This window comes from Pseudomonas sp. 05N431 (genome assembly GCF_056397005.1).
On the sequence record NZ_JBFTMN010000006.1, the window covers coordinates 137,705 to 160,563 of the forward strand.

The 22,859-nt window shown below is 60.1% G+C and carries 18 protein-coding genes; 7 read left to right on the plus strand and 11 right to left on the minus strand.

The window, feature by feature from the left end; translation table 11 throughout:
• Positions 1–20: 20 nt before the first annotated feature.
• The 6 genes from AC1DIG_RS13280 to mreB all read right to left on the minus strand — a co-directional run bounded on the left by AC1DIG_RS13280 (position 21) and on the right by mreB (position 8,846).
• Positions 21–3,824, minus strand: coding sequence for a YhdP family protein (locus AC1DIG_RS13280; protein WP_477767672.1), 3,804 nt, complete (start codon positions 3,822–3,824; stop codon positions 21–23).
• Positions 3,825–3,893: 69 nt separating this feature from the next.
• Positions 3,894–5,351 (minus strand): ribonuclease G, encoded by a 1,458-nt coding sequence (rng, locus tag AC1DIG_RS13285; protein WP_054594003.1) that lies wholly within the window; start codon positions 5,349–5,351, stop codon positions 3,894–3,896.
• A gap of 45 nt (positions 5,352–5,396) precedes the next feature.
• Positions 5,397–6,014, minus strand: coding sequence for a Maf family protein (locus AC1DIG_RS13290; RefSeq protein ID WP_477767673.1), 618 nt, complete (start codon positions 6,012–6,014; stop codon positions 5,397–5,399).
• A gap of 47 nt (positions 6,015–6,061) precedes the next feature.
• Positions 6,062–6,544, minus strand: coding sequence for a rod shape-determining protein MreD (gene mreD / locus AC1DIG_RS13295; RefSeq protein WP_477767674.1), 483 nt, complete (start codon positions 6,542–6,544; stop codon positions 6,062–6,064).
• Positions 6,544–7,665 (minus strand): rod shape-determining protein MreC, encoded by a 1,122-nt coding sequence (gene mreC / locus AC1DIG_RS13300; RefSeq protein ID WP_477767787.1) that lies wholly within the window; start codon positions 7,663–7,665, stop codon positions 6,544–6,546. The genes mreD and mreC overlap by 1 nt, the downstream gene beginning before the upstream one ends.
• A 143-nt stretch (positions 7,666–7,808) precedes the next feature.
• The gene (gene mreB, locus AC1DIG_RS13305) at positions 7,809–8,846 is read right to left on the minus strand and encodes a rod shape-determining protein MreB (protein ID WP_002555108.1); all 1,038 of its coding nucleotides are present in this window, start codon (positions 8,844–8,846) and stop codon (positions 7,809–7,811) included.
• Positions 8,847–9,056: 210 nt separating this feature from the next.
• Here mreB and gatC point away from each other — a divergent pair, with 210 nt between their 5' ends.
• The 6 genes from gatC (at position 9,057) to AC1DIG_RS13335 (ending at position 14,301) form a co-directional block, all read left to right on the plus strand.
• Positions 9,057–9,344 carry an Asp-tRNA(Asn)/Glu-tRNA(Gln) amidotransferase subunit GatC gene (gatC, locus tag AC1DIG_RS13310; protein WP_401067935.1) on the plus strand — a complete coding sequence of 96 codons (288 nt, stop codon included), beginning with the start codon at positions 9,057–9,059 and terminating at the stop codon, positions 9,342–9,344.
• 16 nt (positions 9,345–9,360) lie between these two features.
• The gene (gene gatA / locus AC1DIG_RS13315) at positions 9,361–10,812 is read left to right on the plus strand and encodes an Asp-tRNA(Asn)/Glu-tRNA(Gln) amidotransferase subunit GatA (protein WP_477767675.1); all 1,452 of its coding nucleotides are present in this window, start codon (positions 9,361–9,363) and stop codon (positions 10,810–10,812) included.
• Between the two features lie 10 nt (positions 10,813–10,822).
• Positions 10,823–12,268: an Asp-tRNA(Asn)/Glu-tRNA(Gln) amidotransferase subunit GatB gene (gatB, locus tag AC1DIG_RS13320; RefSeq protein WP_477767676.1), complete on the plus strand. Its 1,446-nt coding sequence runs from the start codon at positions 10,823–10,825 to the stop codon at positions 12,266–12,268.
• Positions 12,269–12,416: 148 nt separating this feature from the next.
• The gene (locus AC1DIG_RS13325) at positions 12,417–12,791 is read left to right on the plus strand and encodes a septal ring lytic transglycosylase RlpA family protein (protein WP_019691877.1); all 375 of its coding nucleotides are present in this window, start codon (positions 12,417–12,419) and stop codon (positions 12,789–12,791) included.
• A 50-nt stretch (positions 12,792–12,841) separates the two neighbouring features.
• Positions 12,842–13,912, plus strand: coding sequence for a calcium/sodium antiporter (locus AC1DIG_RS13330; protein ID WP_477767677.1), 1,071 nt, complete (start codon positions 12,842–12,844; stop codon positions 13,910–13,912).
• Positions 13,909–14,301 (plus strand): carboxymuconolactone decarboxylase family protein, encoded by a 393-nt coding sequence (locus AC1DIG_RS13335; RefSeq protein ID WP_477767678.1) that lies wholly within the window; start codon positions 13,909–13,911, stop codon positions 14,299–14,301. The genes AC1DIG_RS13330 and AC1DIG_RS13335 overlap by 4 nt, the downstream gene beginning before the upstream one ends.
• A gap of 142 nt (positions 14,302–14,443) precedes the next feature.
• Here the strand turns inward: AC1DIG_RS13335 and AC1DIG_RS13340 are convergent, their stop codons facing one another.
• From AC1DIG_RS13340 to kdgD, 5 genes are all read right to left on the minus strand, one after another.
• Positions 14,444–15,385, minus strand: coding sequence for an AEC family transporter (locus AC1DIG_RS13340; RefSeq protein WP_477767679.1), 942 nt, complete (start codon positions 15,383–15,385; stop codon positions 14,444–14,446).
• A 166-nt stretch (positions 15,386–15,551) separates the two neighbouring features.
• On the minus strand, positions 15,552–17,105 hold the full coding sequence (garD, locus tag AC1DIG_RS13345; protein ID WP_477767680.1) for a galactarate dehydratase: 1,554 nt from the start codon (positions 17,103–17,105) through the stop codon (positions 15,552–15,554).
• An 11-nt stretch (positions 17,106–17,116) separates the two neighbouring features.
• Positions 17,117–18,478: an MFS transporter gene (locus AC1DIG_RS13350; RefSeq protein WP_019691872.1), complete on the minus strand. Its 1,362-nt coding sequence runs from the start codon at positions 18,476–18,478 to the stop codon at positions 17,117–17,119.
• A gap of 99 nt (positions 18,479–18,577) precedes the next feature.
• Complete coding sequence (locus AC1DIG_RS13355; RefSeq protein ID WP_477767681.1) at positions 18,578–20,023, minus strand: aldehyde dehydrogenase family protein; 1,446 nt, start codon at positions 20,021–20,023, stop codon at positions 18,578–18,580.
• Positions 20,024–20,082: 59 nt separating this feature from the next.
• A complete protein-coding gene (gene kdgD, locus AC1DIG_RS13360) occupies positions 20,083–20,994 on the minus strand; it encodes a 5-dehydro-4-deoxyglucarate dehydratase (RefSeq protein ID WP_477767682.1) in 912 nt (303 codons plus the stop codon).
• A 236-nt stretch (positions 20,995–21,230) separates the two neighbouring features.
• Between kdgD and AC1DIG_RS13365 the strand changes: the two genes are divergently transcribed.
• Complete coding sequence (locus AC1DIG_RS13365; RefSeq protein ID WP_477767683.1) at positions 21,231–22,850, plus strand: phospholipase; 1,620 nt, start codon at positions 21,231–21,233, stop codon at positions 22,848–22,850.
• Positions 22,851–22,859: the final 9 nt, after the last annotated feature.

The following is a 22,859-nucleotide window of genomic DNA, read 5'->3' on the forward strand; positions in this document are numbered from 1 at the left end:
GTGCGTTCTGAAAAAGAGTGTCAAAAAGGTTTGTCGTAAGTGATTTTCGGCTCTTTCCACGGGCCTTTGATGGTGTATTTGACGCTGGCGAAGCGCGCCACGCGATCACCAATCAGTTTGTCGATCAGAAACAGCGCACCGCCTACCGCTGGTGCGCCGACGATCAGTGCGGCAATCGGCAGGTTGTTGGTCAATGGCAAGGTCACCAACAGATTCGCATCGACCCTGTCACCCACCAGGTCCAGCGTACCGTTGAGCTCCAGGTTGCTCGACGGGCCGGTCATGATGATCGGCTCACGAGTGACATACACCCCATTGCTGGCCACCAACAGGCCCTTGACCCGGTCGTAACTCAGGCCTTTGCCGAACAGGTCGGAGAAGTCCAGGCGCAAGCGACGGCCGATCGAGTTGAAGTTGAGCAGGCCAAACACCCGCAACGCCTGCGCCCCCCCTTCGACTTCGACGAACTGACCTTTGCGCAGCGTCGCATCCAGGCTGCCGGAGTAACGTTTTGGTCCGACCCAGGCCGGCGAGCCAGGCCAACGACCGTCGATGTCCATATGGAACTCTTCGCTGGTCACTGTCGGTGCGAACCCCCAGCCCTTGAGCACGTCACCGAGGTTCTTGCCCTCGATACGTCCCTTGTACCAACTACTGGTGGAGCCCGGCACACCTTCCCAGCCACCCGCGCCCTGCAACTGCATGCCCTTGAGGCCCAAATTCATGCTGTTGAACGCAATACCCTTGACGATCGGGCGGACCTTCAGCGACCAGGCGCCGACCAGGTCAGTGCCCTGATACAGCTCGTCAATCTTGATATCCAGTGCAGGAATTTTCGTTGGGTCGACCGACGCCAGCGGGTCCGGTGCATTCTCGTCGGCCTGCACCTTCGGATCAGGCGCCGGCAACCGCACGTATTGCAGGTTGATCGCAACCGGTGCGGACTTGGCGTCGGGAATCCCTACAGTGCCTTTGGCCTGCTGGCTATCGAGTTGCAACGCCCAGGCTGTCGGCTTGCGATCCAGTTGCAGGCGGGCCTGATCCAGCGTGGTACCAAACCCCGTGAGCTTGTCGACCTTGAAGTCTGCACCACTGAGCAATTGCTTGGCGTTACCGCCCGGATCCTGCCCGGCGTACCGATCAATCAGGGCTTTCCATGGTTCGACATCCAGTTCCGACAGCACGCCACGAATGCGCAGGCCTTTGTCAGCAGGCAACTGCGCGTTACCGTTCCCCAGGAACAACTCGCCACGGCCATCGGCAAAATTGCCGCTGGGCGCCGCGTAGGTGAAGTCCGCCAGATCACCATAGTCGAGCCAGTAGCGCCGTTCCGGCCCTTGCAGGGTCATGCGGAACACCGTGTCGCGGCCTTGCGCGGCGGGCATGCCGAACGGTGCCGGCAAGTCGACGGCTACGCCCTTGAGGCTGGAACTGACCATCAACCGGCTGTCGGGGCCGTCGAGGTTGAGCTGCAACTGATAAGGGATCGTCCCCGAAACCGGCAACGGCTGAGTGACGTTCAGCCAATCGGTGAGTTTTTTCACCGCCACCTGGCCGCTGGCAGTGACCCGGGTGTTGAATTTGCCAGGGCTGCCATCGGCATAGATCTGTGCACTGATCGGTCGTTCAAAGGCCTGCGCCGTAATGTTCTGGCCACTGAGCCCCTTGGCACTGTCAAAACGGAAATCACCTTTGAGCTGCGTCAGCTCAAGCACGGGATCACTCAACTTCAGACGCGACTTGGCGGTTTTGAAGTCGACCACAATTTTCGGCTCTTCGCCCTTGGCCAAGGGGATATCCAGTTTCAGACTGCCCTGCAATTCACCCTCGCCCTGCCAACCGGCGAAGGTCGAACCGGTACCGATCGGCGCATCCTGAAGAATCTTCAGACCATCGCCCAGACCACCGTCGAAAGTGCCATCGAGAAACAGGTGCGGGTTCTGTCCGGCAGGCGCATGGGGGATGTTGACGTAAATATCGTGAACCTGAGTGTCGAGCAACTGGCCCTTGCTGGCCAGAATGCGCACCCCACTGTCCTCGATGAACACATCGCCGCTGACCTTGCCGACGTGCGGCCAACCCGGCTGGAAGGCCAGTTCGGCGTCATGCACTTTGAAAAACAGGCTGATGCTGCGTGCCGCGGCGACAGCATCGTGGTTCAGCGAACCCTGGTACTGGAAGAAACCTTCATCCACCGCGCCTTTGAGGATCGCCGTGCGCAGCCATTCATCCAGCGCCGGGCTCAAGACCTTGGGCAGGTACTTGGCGGTGTAGCGTCCATCACCTTCCAGCAGACCGACCCGCAGGTCCATGTAATCTTCCTGGGTGTGATCGAAATGCAGGCGAATCAGGAAGTCGCCGGCAATCTTGCCCTCTTCGCCCAACACCTTCAGGTACGGCGCAATCAGGGTGAAACCTTGCTGATCGAGTTTCCAGGTCAGCCGGGCATTCGCCTGGATGTACTGCCATGGCTTGGCAAAGATCGGGTCCAGGTGCAGGGAAAAATCCTTGCTGTCCATGCGCAGCTCACCCTTGCCGAGATCACCGCTGATGCTCCCGGAAACGTTACGCGCCGCCGGAGCACCGTGATAAGCATCAAACCCGACACGCTCCAGATTGGCGGCAAAGCTGAATTTGCTGTCATCGGTCGCCTCAGGCCGGACATCGATCAGCACATTGCGCAACGTACCGGTGACCTTCAGCCGCTCGACCACCGTGGCAAAGTCCTTGGGCAGTGGTCCCAGGGCATTCAGCAACGGAGTGATCGGGGTGAGGTCGAAGCGGTCGGCTTGCAGGTGCCAGAGTTCGGAGGTCGTTTCAGTGGTCGCGGTCTGCTGAAGTTGCAGACGGGTTTCCCAGCGGATGTCTTCCAAGGTCATGGCCAGGGAGTCGAAGGACACCTGGAAACCTTCGGTATTTCGCTGGAAATACCCATTGAGCGCCAGATTGTTGATCTGGATCGGCTTGCGCTCGGCGTAGGCACCGTTGAGTTGCGGTGCATTGAGACGAATCGCAGCACGCTGCAGGGCACCCTTGCTCCAGTTAACCCAAAGCTCGCCACCGGCCTTGATCTCGGAAAAATTCCATTTCCCGGTCAGGCTCTCGGGCAACCATTTCGACCAATCACTTTGCGGCAAGCTCAGGTAGGCATCGATTTCAGCCTCTTTCCACTGGCTGGCTTGAGTCCGGCTGCTCAGGCTCATGGCGAGCGGCTGACCGTCAGGCAAAGTCAGCCGGGCATCGAGACGCTGCTGACTGATGCCGGTTTTAAGATTCAGGCCGACATAGGTCAGGGTTAGCGGCACGTGGTCGACCGGCAGCAGGGTGACCTGGCTGTCGAGTACCGACAACTGCTCCACCATCTGCATGCGGTTGAGCAGTTGCTCGGGGTCCAGCGGCTGATTCTCCTGCACCGGCAAGCCTTCGAGCGCCCATTGCCCCTGCGGGCCCTGCTTGAGGCTGATCTTCAGACCGCTGAGTTCCAGGTGTCCGATCCGCACCGCACGCGCCAGCAAGCTGGCCCAGGCATTCGGTACCACCCGCACCTGATCCAGGTGCAAGGCATTGGCACCCTCGCCGACCACCACGTCATGCGCCAGCAAAATCGGCGCCATGCCACTCCAGCGACCTTCCAGGCTGCCGATGTGCAAAGGCATGCCCAGCGCTTCACGGGCCTTGGCTTCGACATCCGTGCGGTACTCGGCCACCAGCGGAATGAACTCACGACCGAGGCTGCTGTACAGTGCCGCCAGCACCAGCAATAACGCACAAAGCCCCAGCCCCCAGCGGGTCAATGTGGTCAAAATGCGGATCAGACGGTCCATGTCACTTGGCTCCCATGGCGAAATCGTGCAGCAAGCTGAGGCCGGCCGTTAGTAATGAAACACAGCGGATCAGAGCAGCACCACGTCGTATTGTTCCTGGGAGTACATGGTTTCTACCTGAAAACGAATGGTTCGCCCGATAAAACCTTCAAGTTCCGCGACATTACCCGACTCTTCGTCAAGCAACCGGTCAACCACTTTCTGGTTAGCCAGTACACGATAGCCTTCAGCCTGATAGGCGCGAGCTTCACGCAGGATCTCCCGGAAGATTTCATAACACACGGTTTCCGGGGTCTTGAGCTTGCCACGGCCCTGGCAACTGCTGCACGGCTCGCAAAGCACCTGCTCGAGACTTTCGCGCGTGCGCTTGCGCGTCATCTGCACCAGGCCCAACTCGGTGATGCCGATGATGTTGGTCTTGGCGTGATCGCGCTCCAGCTGTTTCTCCAGCGTACGCAGCACCTGGCGCTGATGCTCCTCATCTTCCATGTCAATGAAGTCGATGATGATGATCCCGCCCAGATTGCGCAGGCGCAGTTGCCGGGCAATCGCGGTGGCCGCTTCCAGGTTGGTTTTGAAGATGGTTTCTTCAAGATTGCGGTGCCCGACAAAAGCGCCCGTGTTCACATCGATGGTGCTCATGGCTTCTGCCGGATCGACCACCAGATAGCCGCCGGACTTGAGCGGCACTTTGCGCTCCAGGGCCTTTTGAATTTCATCCTCGACGCCATACAGATCGAAAATCGGCCGCTCGCCCGGGTAGTGCTCCAGGCGGTCGGCGATTTCCGGCATCAACTCGGCAACGAACTGCGTGGTTTTCTGGAAGGTTTCCCGCGAGTCGATACGGATTTTCTCGATCTTCGGGCTGACCAGATCGCGCAAGGTGCGCAGGGCCAGGCCGAGGTCTTCGTAGATTACATTCGGTGCGCTGACGGTCTTGATCTGCGTGCCAATCTGATCCCAGAGGCGGCGCAGGTAGCGAATGTCCATCAAGATCTCATCGGCACCGGCGCCTTCAGCCGCGGTGCGCAGAATAAAACCGCCGGCCTCCTTGATGCCTTCCTTCGCGACACAATCGGTGACCACTTGCTTGAGGCGTTCGCGCTCGGTTTCATCTTCGATTTTCAGCGAAATACCGACGTGGGCCGTGCGCGGCATGTACACCAGATAGCGCGAGGGAATCGACAATTGGGTTGTCAGACGCGCGCCCTTGGAGCCGATCGGATCCTTGGTGACCTGCACCACCAGGCTCTGGCCTTCATGCACCAGTGCGCTGATGCTTTCCACTGCCGGGCCTTCACGCAGTGAGATTTCCGAGGCATGGATAAAGGCCGCCCGGTCCAGACCGATATCGACGAATGCCGCCTGCATGCCTGGCAGAACGCGAACGACCTTGCCTTTATAAATGTTGCCAACAATCCCGCGACGCTGGGTGCGCTCGACATGAACCTCTTGCAGGACACCGTTTTCGACCACCGCCACGCGCGATTCCATCGGCGTGATGTTGATCAGAATCTCTTCACTCATGGCAGGGTCTCGTTCAGGCATATTCACGATTATGGCCGCATCAAGTCAGTACGGCGCTTGGCGCGCGACAAGGTTTTGCCAACAGGGTATGCCGAAATGGCCGAGCAGTTCCGCGGTTTCGCACAGCGGCAGGCCAACCACGGCGGAGTAACTGCCGTTGAGTGCCGCGACAAACACCGCGCCAAGCCCCTGAATGCCGTAGCCGCCAGCCTTGTCCTGTGGCTCGCCGCTGGCCCAGTAGGCCGCTGCTTCTTTATGACTGATGAAGCGAAAGCGCACCAGACTGCGCACCACGCGTGATTCGCAATATTGGCCATCAAGCACGGCGATGGCGGTCAGCACTTCATGTTCACGCCCCGACAGGTTCATCAACATGCTCAGCCCTTCGGCCTCGTCGAGCGGTTTACCAAGAATCTGCCCATCGAGCACCACGGCCGTATCGGCACCCAACACACAAACGGGCGCACCCGGCTGGTTGAGGGCCAGCAACGCACGACCGGCCTCGGCCTTGCTGCGCGCCAGGCGCTCGACATAGGCCGCTGGGGACTCGTTGTTCAGAGGGGTTTCATCGATGTCCGCGCTGATGGCGGTGAACGGCACGCCGATCTGCGTGAGCAGTTCACGCCGACGCGGCGAGCCTGAGGCGAGGTATAGCGGATTCATCAAGACATCTCCCTGTCGAGGTGCGGGCTAATGCCTGACCGAATAAATTAATGGATTTTGTAGTGGCGGCTCAACCCACGCAATCCGAAGCTGACCCAGGGCCAGAGCAAGGCGCTGATCAGTGCAGGCAAAAGCACGGCCAGCGTCTGACGGTTACCGGTCAAGGCACTGAGCCACAATTGCAGCAGTTGCGCGAGCCCCAGGATCACCAGGATCACCAGGCTTTGCTGCCACATCGGAAACATCCGCAAACGCGGTCGCAGCGTCATGATCAAAAAGGTGATCAGGGTCAGAATCAGCGCGTTGTGTCCCAGCAAGGTTCCGAACAGCACGTCTTGCGCCATGCCCAGACACCAGGCCGTGAGCATCCCGACTTTTTGCGGCACTTCCAATGCCCAATACGCCAACGGTAGCGCGAGGAACATCGGACGTAAAATCTCGACGTGCGGGAACGGTACGATACTGAGCAACAAGCCGATGATAAATGTCAGCCAGATCATCCAGCCATTACGAGAGCGGGTACTGGCCATTATTCTCTACCCTGAGTGGTGGCTTCAGGCGCCGCGGCAGGCGGTTTGGCCGCCGGCTTGGCGACCGCTGCCGGTTTGACCGCTGCGGAATGCGCAGCAGGCTTGGCCGGGGTCGAAGGTTTGCTCGCAGGCTTGGCCGCCGCGGGGGTTGCCGTTGCAGGCGCAACTGCCGTGGTGGCTGGCGCCGGGGCAACTGCGGCGGCAGGTTTTGGCACGGTGGCTGGCACGATTGCCGCACCGCCTGGGTGCTGCTCTGCATCCTGGGCCTGAGCGGCTTCGTTGGCGCGCTCTTCCGGGGTGCGGCTATCGCTGAACACCAGCAACATGTAACGACTGCGGTTCAGCGCAGCGGTCGGCACCGCACGCACGATGGCGAACGGCTGGCCGGAATCGTGGATCACTTCCTTGACCGTCGCCACCGGGTAACCCGCCGGGAAGCGCTGGCCGAGACCGGAGCTGACCAGCAGATCGCCTTCCTTAATGTCAGCCGTGTCCGCCACGTGACGCAATTCCAGACGCTCCGGGTTACCGGTGCCGCTGGCAATCGCCCGCAAACCGTTACGGTTCACTTGCACGGGAATGCTGTGGGTGGTGTCAGTCAGCAGCAACACCCGCGAGGTGTAAGGCATCAGCTCGACCACCTGCCCCATCAGCCCACGGGCATCGAGCACCGGTTGGCCGAGTACCACGCCGTCGCGCTCACCTTTGTTGATGATGATGCGATGAGTGAAGGGGTTGGGATCGACGCCAATCAACTCGGCCACTTCGACCTTCTCGTTGACCAGTGCCGACGAGTTGAGCAACTCGCGCAGCCGAACGTTCTGCTCGGTCAAGGCCGCAAGCTTTTGCATACGCCCCTGCAGCAGCAGGTTTTCAGTCTTGAGTTTTTCGTTTTCGGCGACCAGTTCGGTGCGGCTGCCAAATTGACTGCTCACACCCTGCCACAACCGCTCCGGCAGGTCGGTGATCCAATAGGCGTCCATCAAGACCAGCGACATCTGACTGCGCGCAGGCTTGAGCACTTCAAAGCGGGCATCGACCACCATCAGCGCGACCGATAGCACGGCCAGCACCAGAAAGCGCACGCCCATTGAGGGGCCTTTGGCGAAAAGCGGTTTAATAAGCCGCTCCTCCCAGGCAAATGTTCTCTTTATTCATACGCCATCAAACCGGCCTGGATGCAGACTGACAGAAGATAAACGCCAACAGGCAGCACTGCAAAGTGCTGCCTGCGCGCGGAACAGCATAGAAGCCTCCGGCGAAATTACTCGCTGGAGAGCAGGTCCATGGTGTGTTTATCCATCATTTCCAATGCACGGCCACCGCCGCGAGCAACGCAGGTCAGCGGGTCTTCGGCGACGATCACCGGCAGACCGGTTTCCTGGGCCAGCAACTTGTCGAGGTCACGCAGCAAGGCGCCACCACCGGTCAGAACCAGGCCACGCTCGGCGATATCCGACGCCAGTTCCGGCGGCGATTGCTCCAGCGCGCTTTTCACGGCCTGAACGATGGTTGCCAGGGACTCTTGCAGAGCTTCCAGCACTTCATTGGAGTTCAGGGTGAATGCACGTGGAACGCCTTCAGCCAGGTTGCGGCCACGAACGTCGACTTCGCGAACTTCACCGCCCGGGTAGGCAGTACCGATTTCCTGTTTGATGCGCTCGGCGGTGGATTCGCCGATCAGGCTGCCGTAGTTGCGACGCACGTAAGTGATGATCGCTTCGTCGAAGCGGTCGCCGCCAACCCGTACGGATTCGGCGTAAACCACACCGTTCAGGGAGATCAGTGCGATTTCAGTGGTACCACCACCGATATCGACGACCATCGAACCACGCGCTTCTTCAACCGGCAGGCCGGCACCGATCGCAGCAGCCATTGGCTCTTCGATCAGGAACACTTCACGGGCACCGGCACCCAGCGCCGATTCACGGATGGCACGACGCTCGACCTGAGTGGATTTGCATGGAACGCAGATCAGCACACGAGGGCTAGGCTGCAAAAAGCTGTTTTCGTGAACCTTGTTGATAAAATACTGCAGCATCTTTTCGCAAACGCTGAAGTCGGCGATAACGCCGTCCTTCATCGGACGAATGGCAGCAATGTTGCCCGGTGTACGGCCGAGCATGCGCTTGGCCTCGGTGCCGACAGCAACGACACTTTTCTGATTACCGTGCGTCCGAATGGCCACAACCGATGGTTCATTCAGGACGATACCGCGCTCGCGCACGTAAATAAGGGTGTTGGCAGTGCCCAGGTCAATGGAAAGATCGCTGGAAAACATGCCACGCAGTTTCTTGAACATGGGAAAGGGACCCTAGGCAACGCGTGGGTAAAAAAGTGCGGCAAACTCTAACAACGACAGGGATTTTGGGCAAGGCGCCAATATGTTAAATTGGCCGCTTTTCTGTGCACCAACCCCCTCAATCGCGGCCTTATGACCGTAGAAATGCGGTAGTGTTCCGACAATCTAACACACGGACAGCGTCCGTTCTGTTTTCCACTGGAGAATCCCATGGCGCTTGAACGCTCCGACGTGGAAAAAATCGCTCATCTGGCCTGCCTTGGCCTTAATGATGCCGATCTTCCACATATCACTTCGGCCCTGAACAGCATTCTCGGGCTGGTCGACGAAATGCAGGCTGTCGATACCGACGGTATCGAGCCTCTGGCCCACCCACTGGAAGCCAGTCAGCGCCTGCGTGCAGACGTCGTGACCGAGTCCAATCACCGCGAGGCCTATCAGTCCATCGCACCAGCGGTCGAAAACGGCCTGTATCTGGTTCCGAAAGTCATCGACTAAAGGGAAAGAGCCTGCAATGCATCAATTGACTCTGGCCGAGATCGCCCGCGGACTCGCCGATAAAAAGTTTTCTTCCGAAGAGCTGACCAAAGTGCTGCTGGCGCGTATCGCCCAGCTCGACCCTCAGCTCAACAGTTTCATCAGCCTCACCGAAAACCTGGCGCTCCAGCAGGCGAAAGCCGCTGACGTGCGCCGGGCCAACGGTGAGAGCGGCGCCCTGCTTGGTGCGCCGATCGCTCACAAAGACCTGTTCTGCACCCAGGGCATCCGCACCAGCTGCGGCTCGAAGATGCTCGACAACTTCAAGGCGCCGTATGACGCCACCGTGGTCGCCAAGCTGGCCGCAGCCGGGGCCGTGACCCTGGGCAAGACCAACATGGACGAATTCGCCATGGGTTCGGCCAACGAGTCGAGCTACTACGGCGCGGTGAAAAACCCGTGGAACCTGGAACACGTCCCAGGTGGTTCGTCCGGCGGTTCGGCAGCAGCCGTTGCCGCTCGTCTGTTGCCAGCAGCGACGGCCACCGACACCGGCGGCTCTATCCGACAGCCGGCCGCCTTCACCAACCTCACCGGCCTGAAACCGACGTACGGTCGTGTTTCGCGCTGGGGCATGATCGCTTACGCCTCCAGCCTCGATCAGGGTGGCCCATTGGCGCGCACCGCTGAAGACTGCGCGATCCTGCTGCAAGGGATGGCCGGTTTCGACCCGAAAGACTCCACCAGCATCGACGAACCCGTGCCGGATTACAGCGCCGGCCTAAACGGTTCGCTGCAAGGCCTGCGTATCGGTGTGCCGAAGGAGTACTTCAGCGCCGGGCTCGACCCGCGTATCGCCGAGTTGATCCACAACAGCGTCAAGGAGCTGGTAAAGCTCGGCGCGGTGGTCAAGGAAATCAGCCTGCCGAACATGCAGCACGCGATTCCTGCGTACTACGTGATCGCCCCGGCGGAAGCCTCCTCCAACCTGTCGCGTTTCGACGGCGTGCGTTTCGGCTATCGCTGCGAAAACCCGAAAGACCTGACCGATCTCTACAAGCGTTCGCGCGGCGAAGGTTTCGGCCCGGAAGTGCAGCGCCGGATCATGGTCGGTGCCTACGCGCTGTCGGCCGGTTACTACGATGCCTACTACCTGAAGGCGCAAAAAATCCGCCGCTTGGTGAAAAACGATTTCATGGCAGCCTTTAATGAAGTCGACATCATCCTCGGCCCAACCACGCCGAACCCGGCCTGGAAACTCGGCGCCAAGAACAGCGACCCGGTCGCTGCGTACCTGGAAGACGTCTACACCATCACCGCCAACCTCGCGGGCCTGCCGGGCCTGTCGATGCCGGCCGGTTTCGTCGATGGTCTGCCGGTCGGCGTGCAACTGCTCGCCCCGTATTTCCAGGAAGGCCGCTTGCTCAACGTTGCGCACCAGTACCAGTTGAACACCGACTGGCACACCCGCACCCCGACAGGCTTCTGAGGAGAAACACATGCAATGGGAAGTCGTGATCGGGCTGGAGATTCATACCCAGCTCGCCACCCAATCGAAGATATTTTCCGGCAGCGCCACCACATTTGGCTCTGAGCCCAATACCCAGGCCAGCCTGGTAGACCTGGGCATGCCCGGCGTACTGCCGGTGCTGAACCAGGAAGCGGTGCGCATGGCGGTGATGTTCGGCCTGGCGATTGACGCCGAAATCGGCCAGCACAACGTGTTCGCCCGCAAGAACTACTTCTATCCGGACCTGCCGAAGGGCTACCAGATCAGCCAGATGGAATTGCCGATCGTCGGCAAGGGCCACCTGGATATCCCGCTGGAAGACGGCACGGTCAAACGCGTCGGCATCACCCGCGCGCACCTGGAAGAAGACGCCGGTAAAAGCCTGCACGAAGAATTCAACGGCGCCACCGGCATCGACCTGAACCGTGCCGGCACGCCGCTGCTCGAGATCGTGTCCGAGCCGGACATGCGCAGCGCCAAGGAAGCCGTGGCCTACGTCAAGTCGATCCACGCGTTGGTGCGCTACCTCGGCATCTGCGACGGCAACATGGCCGAAGGTTCGCTGCGTTGCGACTGCAACGTGTCGGTCCGTCCAAAAGGCCAGGTCGAATTCGGCACGCGCTGCGAGATCAAGAACGTCAACTCGTTCCGCTTCATCGAGAAGGCGATCAACACCGAAGTGCGTCGCCAGATCGAGCTGATCGAAGACGGCGGCAAGGTGATCCAGCAGACGCGCCTGTACGACCCGAACAAAGACGAAACCCGCGCCATGCGCAGCAAAGAGGAAGCCAACGACTACCGTTACTTCCCCGATCCGGACCTGTTGCCGGTGGTCATCGAGGACTCGTTCCTCAATGACATCCGCGCCACCCTGCCGGAACTGCCACCGCAAAAACGCGAGCGCTTCCAGGAACAGTTCGGCCTGTCGGTCTACGATGCCAGCGTATTGGCCTCGAGCCGCGAGCAAGCGGACTACTTCGAAAAAGTCGTGAGCATTGCCGGTGACGCCAAACTGGCGGCCAACTGGGTCATGGTCGAGCTGGGCAGCCTGTTGAACAAACAAGGCCTGGAAATCGACGAAGCTCCAGTCTCGGCCGAGCAATTGGGCGGCATGCTGTTGCGCATCAAGGACAACACCATCTCCGGCAAAATCGCCAAGACCGTGTTCGAAGCCATGGCCAACGGCGAAGGCAGCGCAGACGAGATCATCGACAAGCGCGGCTTGAAGCAGGTCACCGACAGCGGCGCAATCTCGGCCGTACTCGATGAAATGCTCGCAGCCAACGCCGAACAGGTTGAACAGTACCGCGCGGCAGACGAAGCCAAACGCGGCAAGATGTTCGGCTTCTTCGTGGGCCAGGCGATGAAAGCCTCCAAAGGCAAAGCCAACCCGCAACAAGTCAACGAACTGCTGAAAAGCAAGCTCGAAGGCTGATTGCAATGGAGCCAGCAGTCAAAACTGGCTCAAATCCCTGTGGGAGCGAGCTTGCTCGCGATTGCGGCTCGGCATTCAACAATGAGTTGACTGTCAGGACGCTATCGCGAGCAAGCTCGCTCCCACATTTGTTACGGGGACACCGTTAATGAAACGTCTACTTGGCGCGTGCGCCCTGCTCTCTCTGCTGGCCGGTTGCGCCAGCACGGATGTCATCGACCCACACGGCTACGACAAGACCGGTGTGGCCTCGTACTACGGTGCCAAACACCAAGGTAAACGCACCGCCAGTGGCGAGCGTTTCAACGCCAATTCCCTGACCGCTGCCCATCGCCAGTTGCCATTTGGCACCCGGGTGAAGGTCACTAACCTGAACAACGACAAATCCTGCGTGGTGCGTATCAACGATCGCGGCCCGCACACCCGTGGGCGCCTGATCGATCTGTCTCGCGAAGCGGCCCAACGGTTGGGCATGCTGGGCAGCGGCACCGCGCGGGTTCGCGTGCAATCGCTCGATAACTGACAGACGGAGCCCTGGCCATTTTCGGACTTGCCGATTTACCACTGCTCAGCGTGCTGCAACTGTTCAGTGGCCTGGTCCTGCTGATCGCTGGCGCCGAGTTACTGGTCCGCGCCGCCGTGCGCCTGGCCGCACACCTGAAGGTGCGGCCACTGATCATCGGCCTGAGCGTCGTTGCCCTCGGCAGCAGCGCGCCGCAAATGGCGGTCAGCCTGCAAGCGACCCTGATGCAAAACACCGACATCGCCGTCGGTAGCGTGATTGGCAGCAACATCTTCAACATCCTGGTCACCCTCGGACTCTCGGCGCTGATCATCCCGTTGCGGGTCTCCCGGCAATTGGTGCGCCTGGATATCCCGGTGATGATCGGCGCCAGCCTGCTGGTGTTCGCCCTCGCCTGGAATGAACGACTGACGCCGCTCGACGGCACGATTCTGTTAGCCGCGCTGGTGCTTTACCTCGGGTTGTTGCTGCGCCAGTCGCGGCACTCGGTGCGCCCGCACAATGCTCCGGCGAGCGGCGACAACGCATCTGGCACGCCGTGGCTGAGCAGTGTGTTGCTGATGCTCACGGGGCTGGCGTTGCTGGTGTTTGCCGGGCATCTACTGCTCAGCGCAGCGGTCGAGGTGGCGACCGAGCTCGGCTTGTCAGAACGCATCATCGGTTTGACCATCATTGCCATCAGCACGTCGCTGCCGGAACTCGCCACCTCGCTGATCGCGGCCTTGCGTGGTCAGCGCGACATCGCCGTGGGCAACGTGATCGGCAGCAACCTGTTCAACCTGCTGGGCGTGCTGGGCGTCACCGCCCTGGTCGCGCCGACGCCGCTGTCGGTATCCCCCAACGCACTGGATTTCGACTTGCCGGTGCTGCTGGCGGTCAGCGTGCTGTGCTTGCCGATGTTCTATTCAGGCTATCGAATCACCCGCGCCGAAGGCCTGCTGTTTCTGGCCTTGTACCTGGCGTATGGGCTGCATGTCGTGTCGTTTACCACGGGCATGCCGCTGGCCGGCAAGCTTGAACACCTGATGCTGTTTTTCGTCCTGCCGGCGCTGGTGGTGTTTTTACTGTTTACGTCACTGCGCGCCTGGCGCCGCCAACACCACAAGAGGGAATCGCCATGACCGACAAACCCGACTCCAGCAAACCGACCGGCATTGAGGTGCGCCGCCAGGTCATGGGCGACGCCTTCGTCGACCGCTCCATGGGCAATGCCACCGAACTGACCCGACCGTTTCAGGAGTTCGTCAACGAACACGCCTGGGGCGCGGTATGGAACCGTGAGGGCCTTGCACTGAAAACCCGCAGCCTGATCACCCTCGCGGCCCTGACCTCGCTCAAGTGCCCGCAAGAACTCAAAGGCCACGTGCGTGGTGCGCTGAACAACGGCTGCACGGTCGACGAGATCCGCGAAACGCTGATGCACTGCGCGGTCTACGCCGGTGTGCCGGCAGCGATGGAGGCATTTCGGGCGGCGCAGGAAGTGATCGACAGTTACCAGAAGCCGGAATGAGTGGTGACAGTTAGATAGCTATCGCGAGCAAGCTCGCTCCCACAATGGATTTTGTTGCACACAGATTTTGCGCTCCACACAGATCAAATGTGGGAGCGAGCTTGCTCGCGATTGGCCCTGAAGCACGCTACAAATCCCATGCCTAGATCCACCCGCCCCACTGCAACACAAAGATCCCGAGGTTGGTGGTCACCGCTGCCATCAACGTGGTGATGACGATGATCGCCGCCGCCAGTTCATGGTTGCCATTGGCTGCCCGGGCCATGACAAAACTGGCCGCCGCAGTCGGGCTGCCGAAGTACAGGAACAAAATCCCCAGCTCCGCCCCGCGAAAACCCCAGAGCCAGGCACCCAGCGTGGCCAGGATCGGCAAGCCGACCATCTTCACCAGACTTGAACTCAACGCCAGGTCACCGCTCTTGCGCAACGCCGCCAGTGACAGCGTGCCGCCAATGCAGATCAACGCCAGCGGCAAGGTCATCTGCGCCAGGTAGTTGCCGGACGTCTCCAGCCAGCCGGGCAAGCCGATCTTGAAATAGGCGAACGGCGCGGCAGATATCACACTGATGATCAACGGATTGCTGAGCACGCTTTTGCAGATGCTCCATGGATCGGACTTGATCACCGGGCTGTACACCGCCAGCACGATAGTCGACAGCGTGTTGTAAAACAGGATCACCAGCGCGGCGAGAATCGCCCCGAGGGAAATCCCGTAGGCGCCGTACATGCTCGCCGCCAACGCCAGGCCGATGACCCCGTTATTGCCGCGAAACGCGCCTTGGGTGTAAATCCCGCGGTCCTCGCGCGGGCAACGCCAGATCGCCCAACCCCAGGCAATGGCGAAACACGCCAGCGTCGCCAGCGAGAAATAGATCAGCAGTGCCGGCTTCAACGCCGCGTGCAGGTCAGCGTGCACAATCCCCAGAAACAGCAGCGCCGGCATGGTGACGTTGAACACCAGTGCCGAAGCGGTGTGGATAAAGTCGTCGTTGATCCAGTTGATGCGCTTGAGCAGAACGCCCAAGAACAACATGGCAAAGACTGGCGCGGTGATGGTCAGCGTTTCGAGAAAGATTGCCAGCATGCCGGGTGAACCTTGAGGGGCGTCGTTAGGGGGCTAATGATAAGCCACTGAAGACGCTGGCGTCTGGTAGACCGCCATCGCGAGCAAGCTCGCTCCCACATTTGATCTCCGGAGTTAATAAGATCCCTGTGGGAGCGAGCTTGCTCGCGATGCAGGCGACGCGGTCTCAGGTGATGGGTGCCGGGTTGAACAAGGTAATGTCGTTGTGCAGTTTGTGCTGCTCCGCCCAGGTGTGTTTCCTGCCGCTGGCCACGTCCAGATAAAAGTGGAACAGCTCCCAGCCCAACTCCTCGATGGAAGCGCGTCCCGTGGCAATCCGTCCGGCATCGATGTCGATCAGGTCCGGCCAGCGCTGGGCCAGTTCGGTTCGGGTCGAGACCTTGACCACCGGCGCCATCGCCAGGCCATAAGGCGTGCCGCGCCCGGTAGTGAATACGTGCAGGTTCATCCCGGCCGCCAGTTGCAGGGTGCCGCAGACAAAATCACTGGCCGGTGTTGCGCAGAAGATCAGCCCTTTGCGCTTGAAGCGTTCGCCAGGGCCGAGCACGCCATTGATCGCGCTGTTGCCGGATTTGACGATCGAACCCAGGGATTTCTCGACAATGTTCGACAATCCGCCCTTCTTGTTACCCGGCGTGGTGTTGGCGCTGCGGTCCGCTTCGCCCTTGGCCAGGTAACGGTCGTACCAGTCCATTTCACGCACCAGTTCCTGGGCGACTTCCTTGGTTTCTGCCCGCGAAGTCAGCAGATAGATCGCGTCGCGCACTTCAGTGACTTCGGAAAACATCACCGTCGCCCCGGCCCTTAGCAACAAATCCGAGGCATAACCCAGCGCCGGGTTGGCGGTGATTCCAGAAAACGCATCACTGCCGCCGCACTGCATGCCGAGGATCAGCTCGGACGCCGGCACGGTTTCGCGGCGGCGCTGATCGAGTTTCTTCAAACGGATTTCAGCCAGCGCCATGATCTGCTCGATCATCTCGCTGAAACCGTGACTGGAATCCTGCAAGCGATACAACCAAGGCTCGCTGAGGTCGACCGAGCTGTCGTTCTCGTGCATCACCTGCCCGGCCTGCAATTTCTCGCAGCCCAGACTGATCACCAACGCTTCGCCGCCCAGGTTCGGGTTGCGCGCCAGGTTGCGCACGGTGCGGATCGGGATGTAGGCGTCGGTGGCGGTAATCGCCACGCCGCAGCCATAACTGTGGGTCAACGCGATCACGTCATCGACATGCGGATACTTGGGCAGCAACTCATCCTTGATGCGCTTGACCGCATGGTCGAGCACACCGGTGACGCATTGCACCGTGGTGGTGATCCCGAGAATGTTGCGCGTACCGACGGTGCCATCGGCGTTGCGATAACCCTCGAAGGTGAAGCCTTCCAGCGGCGCTTGTGCGGCCGGCACCTCGGTGGACAGCGGCAGGCTGTCCAGCGGCGGCGCAGTGGGCATGCGCAGTTGATCTTCCTTGACCCAGCTGCCACGCGGGATCGGCTGCAAGGCATAACCGATGGTCTGGCCGTAACGGATCACCTGGCCGCCTTCGGGGATATCCTCCAGCGTCACCTTGTGGCTCTGCGGCACGAACTCCACGGTCACCAATCCGTCCGGGAATTCAGTGCCGGCCGGCACGCCCTGGTCATTGACCACGATCACCACGTTGTCGCGCTCGTGCAGCCGGATGTAGCGCGGCGAGTCGGAATGTTCAATCAACTGCATGACGCCGCTCCTCAGGAATGCGCTTGAGACAATTTGTTAGTCAGTTCGGAGCCATTGGCGGGTGGCTCTTTGAGTACCACACGTTTGATCGGCCCGACGATCACCAGGTAGCTGAACACCGCGACCAGCGCGTTGCAGCCGACAAACACCAGCGCCCATTTGAACGACCCGGTGGTACTGATGATGTAGCCAATCACGATCGGTGTAGTGATCGACGCGATATTGCCGAACATGTTGAACAGCCCGCCACTCAAGCCCGCGATCTGTTTTGGCGAGGTATCGGAAACCACCGCCCAACCCAATGCGCCCACGCCTTTGCCGAAGAAGGCCAGGGCCATGAAGCCCACGACAATCCATTCGATGTCCACGTAGTTGCAGGCCACGATACTGGTCGACAGCAACAGCCCTCCGATAATCGGCGCCTTGCGGGCGAAGGTCAGCGAGTGGCCCTTGCGCAGCAAGTAGTCGGAAATGAGCCCGCCCAGCACCCCACCGATAAACCCGCAGATGGCCGGCAACGAGGCAATGAAACCGGCTTTGAGAATGGTCATGCCGCGTTCCTGCACCAGGTACACCGGGAACCAGGTCAGGAAGAAATAGGTGATGCCGTTGATGCAGTACTGGCCCAGGTACACGCCCAGCATCATGCGGTTGCTCAGCAGTTGGCGCACGTAATCCCACTTCGGCCCGTCGCTGCGCTTGCCCTGATTCTGATCCATGTCGACCAGGCCGCCGTTGTCGGCGATGTGCTTGAACTCGGCGTCATTGATCATCGGGTGCTGGCGCGGGCTGTGGATAATTTTCAACCAGATCAGCGAGAACACGATGCCGATCCCACCCATCACCATAAACACGTGCTGCCAACCGAAGGTGTAGACGATCCAGCCCATCAGCGGTGCGAAGATCACCGTGGCGAAGTATTGCGCCGAGTTGAAGATCGCCGAAGCGGTGCCGCGTTCGGCGGTTGGAAACCAGGCCGCAACGATGCGTGCATTACCGGGGAAGGATGGCGCTTCGGCCAGGCCCACCAGAAAGCGCAACATGAACAGCGCGACGATGGCTGTGGAGACACCAAACTCACCGACATAGCCTTGCAGCACGGTGAACAGCGACCAGGTGAAGATGCTTAGGGCATAGACTTTTTTCGAACCGAAACGGTCGAGCAGCCAGCCGCCAGGAATCTGACCGGCGACGTAGGCCCAACCGAATGCGGAGAAAATGTAGCCGAGGGTGACGGCGTCGATGCCCAGGTCCTTTTGCAGGCTGGAGCCGGCAATGGCGATGGTGGCACGGTCGGCGTAGTTGATCGTGGTCACCAGAAACAGCATGAGCAGGATTAAATAGCGGACGTGGGTCGGCTTGGTCGCTTGCATGTAGATGTACTCCCACTAATTATTTTTTTTGCGGGTAATCGTTTTGTTTTTTGCTTTCTGTGGGAGCGAGCTTGCTCCCACAGAGAGCGGTGTTGCGTGTTACGAACCGATATAGGAAGTCTTCACCACGGTGTAGAACTCCTGCGCGTAGCGACCTTGCTCCCGCGATCCATAGGATGAACCTTTTCGGCCACCAAAAGGCACGTGGTAATCGACACCGGCAGTCGGCAGGTTGACCATCACCATCCCGGCCTGGGAGTGGCGCTTGAAGTGGTTGGCGTACTTCAGCGAGGTGGTGGCGATACCCGCCGACAAACCGAATTCGGTGTCGTTGGCCATCGCCAGCGCCGCGTCGTAATCGGCCACCCGAACGATGTTCGCCACCGGGCCGAAGATCTCTTCGCGGCTGATACGCATGGCAGCCTCACTGTCGGCAAACAGCGTTGGCGCCAGGTAATAGCCTTCGGTGTCGCAGGTCACCAGGCCACCACCGCTGACCAGTCGCGCGCCTTCGGACTGGCCGATGTCGATGTACTTCAGGTCCTGTTCCAGTTGTGCCTGGGAAACCACCGGGCCGATGTCGGTGCCGCTCTTCAAGGCATGCCCGACCTTGATCGACTTCATCCGCTCAGCCATGGCCTCGACGAATTTGTCGTGAATCCCGGCGGTGACGATCAAGCGGCTCGAGGCCGTGCAACGCTGGCCGGTGGAATAAAACGCACTCTGCACCGACAGCTCGACAGCCTGCTTGAGGTCGGCGTCGTCGAGAATGATCTGCGGGTTCTTGCCGCCCATTTCCAACTGCACCTTGGCCTGACGCGACACACAGTTGACCGCGATCTGCCGGCCTACACCCACCGAGCCGGTGAAGCTGATGCCGTCGACTTTCGGGCTGTTGACCATGGCGTCGCCGATCACTCGGCCGCTGCCCATCACCAGGTTGAACACCCCGGCCGGGAAACCGGCACGGGAAATGATTTCGGCCAGCGCCCAGGCGCAACCGGGCACCAGCTCTGCCGGCTTGAGCACCACGCAGTTGCCGTAGGCCAACGCCGGGGCAATTTTCCACGCAGGGATCGCAATCGGGAAGTTCCACGGCGTGATCAAGCCGACCACGCCAAGGGCTTCGCGAGTGACTTCGACGTTGACGCCAGGACGCACCGACGGCAGGTAATCGCCGGACAGACGCAGGCACTCACCGGCGAAAAACTTGAAGATGTTGCCGGCACGAGACACTTCGCCGATGGCTTCAGGCAGGGTCTTGCCCTCCTCCCGCGCCAGCAACGTGCCGAGTTCTTCACGACGGGCGAGGATTTCGCTGCCGACTTTATCCAGCGCATCGCTGCGTGCCTGAATACCTGAGGTCGACCAGGCCGGGAATGCAGCACGAGCGGCGTCGATGGCGGCGTTCACCTGAGCCAGGTCAGCCTTGGCGTATTCGCCAATGACATCGGACAACTCGGACGGGTTGATATTGGTCGAGTACTCAGCACCCGCGACCCATTGGCCGCCGATGAAGTTGTCGAATCGTTTTACGTCTGCCACAACAATCTCCTTACTCAATAAGCCGCCGATTGCTCAGCGGCCCTGGTTGATTCAGCGGGTTATTGCGCGCCTTGCTTGTCCATCAACGCCGCGAGCATCTCGAACTCTTCTGGCGTCAGGTCAGTCAGCGGGGTCCGGACGGGACCGGCATCGTAACCGGCGATTTTCGCGCCGGCCTTGACGATGCTCACCGCGTAACCGGCCTTGCGGTTACGGATGTCCAGGTAAGGCAGGAAGAAATCATCGATCAGTTTGCCGACGGTAGCGTGATCGTCGCGGGCGATGGCGTGGTAGAAATCCATCGCCATTTTCGGCAGGAAGTTGAACACCGCCGAGGAATAGACCGGTACACCCAGCGCCTTATAAGCGGCGGCGTAGACTTCGGCAGTCGGCAGCCCTCCCAGATAGCTGAAGCGCTCACCGAGGCGGCGACGGATCGACACCATCAACTCGATATCGCCCAGGCCATCCTTGTAGCCGATCAGGTTCGGGCAGCGCTCAGCCAGGCGTTCCAGCAGCGGCGCGGTCAGGCGGCAGACATTGCGGTTGTAAACCACCACACCGATCTTCACCGACTTACACACAGCTTCAACGTGGGCGGCAACGCCGTCCTGACTGGCTTCGGTCAGGTAGTGCGGCAGCAGCAGCAAGCCTTTGGCGCCCAGGCGCTCGGCTTCTTGAGCGTATTCGATGGCCTGACGGGTAGAACCACCGACACCGGCCAGAATCGGCACGCTGCTGGCGCAGGTGTCGACCGCAGTCTTGATGATTTCCGAGTATTCGCTGGCCGCCAGGGAGAAGAACTCACCGGTGCCGCCTGCGGCGAACAAGGCCGATGCGCCGTACGGGGCCAGCCATTCGAGACGTTTGATGTAGCCCGCACGATGGAAATCGCCCTGAGCATTGAAATCGGTAACCGGGAAGGACAGCAAACCGGAGGAGAGGATGGACTTCAGTTCTTGTGGATTCATTATTCGAACACCCTGGACGCACGTTGTGATGAGAAAACCCGCTCAGCTCTCGCTGAAGTTGTAGGTCATCGTACAACTTAAAATACCACCGTCAACTGCATTTCATCGCCAGATGGAAAATCCGGGTAAGAAAAAGCACTTCCTTGACGTAGGAGAGTTTGCAGCTATGCTTGAAAATAACTGTATATACATACAGCTATTCGAGACACAACCTACGACATATCAAGGAGCTAGAAATGTCAGGTCTACACACCCAATCGCAGGAAAACCGAAAGCACGACGACCGGATCATTGCCGATCTGGATCAGCTGTTTACCGAACGCGGCATTGCCATTTCCGGTGACGGCGATCACCTGATACTGCTGACTCGCAGTCAACACAGCCCCAAACATCACACACCTGGTCTGGCTGGAAAATCGCTGAACACCGAGCCTGCACCACGTTTCGAAGGTGGCGAACACACCGCCATCGGCGATGCCACCCTGCTGCGCTTCGTCAAAGACGCGCCGGCAGTTGCGGCCTGGCAAGTGCCATTGCACCTGCCCAATGGCCTGGCGCTGAGCTACGGTCAGATCGTTTCGCTAGGCGGCGATTTCTACGGCATTCCCGACCAGCCGATCTGCGATGGCGCAACCCCGGTTGATCGCATCCAGCGTTTTACTGCTGCGTTCAACTCGCTGGCCGTACTACCAGCGTCGCGAGCAGAGGCCGGGTTGATTCTCGGCGTAATGCAGAAGGAAATCGCCGCGGCCAACCAGGCGATCAGGGACGGCAAACAACCTCACGAGGTCTACGACGCCCTCGGTGATACGTTGTCCGAAGAGTGGAACAAGATCACCGGCGGCGGCAGTTTCGTCTCGGCGCTGTTTCCCTTAGGGCGCTACCTGAAACTGGCGGCGGATAACGCCGACCACTTCGGCGAATGGGCGTTGCTGGCGTACATCGCCGGGCACACCGCCGCCCTGCAACAGGCTGTTCTGGCCCACAACAGTGGCGATGAACAGCAGTTGGAACTGGCCTACGCAATGAACGCATTTGCCGACCATTATCTGACCGACCTGTTCTCCGCCGGCCATCTGCGAATCCCGCGCAAACAACTGGCGGCGGTGGTGACACCGAGTGACCTGGGTTCGCTGATCACCCGTTTCATGCACGACGAAGACAGCAAATACGGCCTCAATGTGAACAACGCCAACGGTGATCAGTGGCATGCCTACGGCGACAAACGCTACTTCGACTCGGTCGACAGCGCCAACCGCAAACAGGTCAAACTCGCGGTCCAGCGTTCGGCCGACGAAGTCTTCGAGACCTTCCTCAGCGGTTCACTGCCCGCGCCTTCCAGCTACGTTGCGCTGAAGTATCTGCCGGACCTCAACGCCGTGAAAAAACCGGCGGGAAACTTCTCCGGGTTATTTGTTCTGGACGGCAACAAGGTGCTGCGTCGCAGCGACGTCAACAACCTCAACGACAGCAACCGGATCGACAACTGGTGGGGCTGGAGCACTTACTTGCTGCTCAAGGACTACACACCGAACAAACCGGCCGGCTACCTGGAATCCCCAGCCGCAGCACCGACGATCCAGGCGGACGGCTGGCAGAGCCAAACGCCCAGCGAACCCAACTGGTTGCCCGGCAACGCTGTGCGTTACGCCTTCAGCTACACCAACGGTTTGAACGAGTCCTACATCGGCCCCTGGTCGGTTTACGTCGAGCTGAGCGAACGCTTCCAGCCGACGCTGAACGTGCCGGGCAACGGCGCCTCACGCAACCTCTTTCGCCAGTTCCGCGGCGGCTCGCCGGAGCTGATCGGCTCGATCGACGCGCACACCACCACCTTCATAGACCACAACGCCTGATAAGGAAAT

What these genes read in the sequence shown, in the direction of transcription:
- AC1DIG_RS13280 (WP_477767672.1), bottom strand. Translation starts at nt 3,824, where the DNA reads ATGGACCGTCTGATCCGCATTTTGACCACATTGACCCGCTGGGGGCTG.
- rng (WP_054594003.1), bottom strand. Translation starts at nt 5,351, where the DNA reads ATGAGTGAAGAGATTCTGATCAACATCACGCCGATGGAATCGCGCGTG.
- AC1DIG_RS13290 (WP_477767673.1), bottom strand. Translation starts at nt 6,014, where the DNA reads ATGAATCCGCTATACCTCGCCTCAGGCTCGCCGCGTCGGCGTGAACTG.
- mreD (WP_477767674.1), bottom strand. Translation starts at nt 6,544, where the DNA reads ATGGCCAGTACCCGCTCTCGTAATGGCTGGATGATCTGGCTGACATTT.
- mreB (WP_002555108.1), bottom strand. Translation starts at nt 8,846, where the DNA reads ATGTTCAAGAAACTGCGTGGCATGTTTTCCAGCGATCTTTCCATTGAC.
- gatC (WP_401067935.1), top strand. Translation starts at nt 9,057, where the DNA reads ATGGCGCTTGAACGCTCCGACGTGGAAAAAATCGCTCATCTGGCCTGC.
- gatA (WP_477767675.1), top strand. Translation starts at nt 9,361, where the DNA reads ATGCATCAATTGACTCTGGCCGAGATCGCCCGCGGACTCGCCGATAAA.
- gatB (WP_477767676.1), top strand. Translation starts at nt 10,823, where the DNA reads ATGCAATGGGAAGTCGTGATCGGGCTGGAGATTCATACCCAGCTCGCC.
- AC1DIG_RS13325 (WP_019691877.1), top strand. Translation starts at nt 12,417, where the DNA reads ATGAAACGTCTACTTGGCGCGTGCGCCCTGCTCTCTCTGCTGGCCGGT.
- AC1DIG_RS13335 (WP_477767678.1), top strand. Translation starts at nt 13,909, where the DNA reads ATGACCGACAAACCCGACTCCAGCAAACCGACCGGCATTGAGGTGCGC.
- AC1DIG_RS13340 (WP_477767679.1), bottom strand. Translation starts at nt 15,385, where the DNA reads ATGCTGGCAATCTTTCTCGAAACGCTGACCATCACCGCGCCAGTCTTT.
- garD (WP_477767680.1), bottom strand. Translation starts at nt 17,105, where the DNA reads ATGCAGTTGATTGAACATTCCGACTCGCCGCGCTACATCCGGCTGCAC.
- AC1DIG_RS13350 (WP_019691872.1), bottom strand. Translation starts at nt 18,478, where the DNA reads ATGCAAGCGACCAAGCCGACCCACGTCCGCTATTTAATCCTGCTCATG.
- kdgD (WP_477767682.1), bottom strand. Translation starts at nt 20,994, where the DNA reads ATGAATCCACAAGAACTGAAGTCCATCCTCTCCTCCGGTTTGCTGTCC.
- AC1DIG_RS13365 (WP_477767683.1), top strand. Translation starts at nt 21,231, where the DNA reads ATGTCAGGTCTACACACCCAATCGCAGGAAAACCGAAAGCACGACGAC.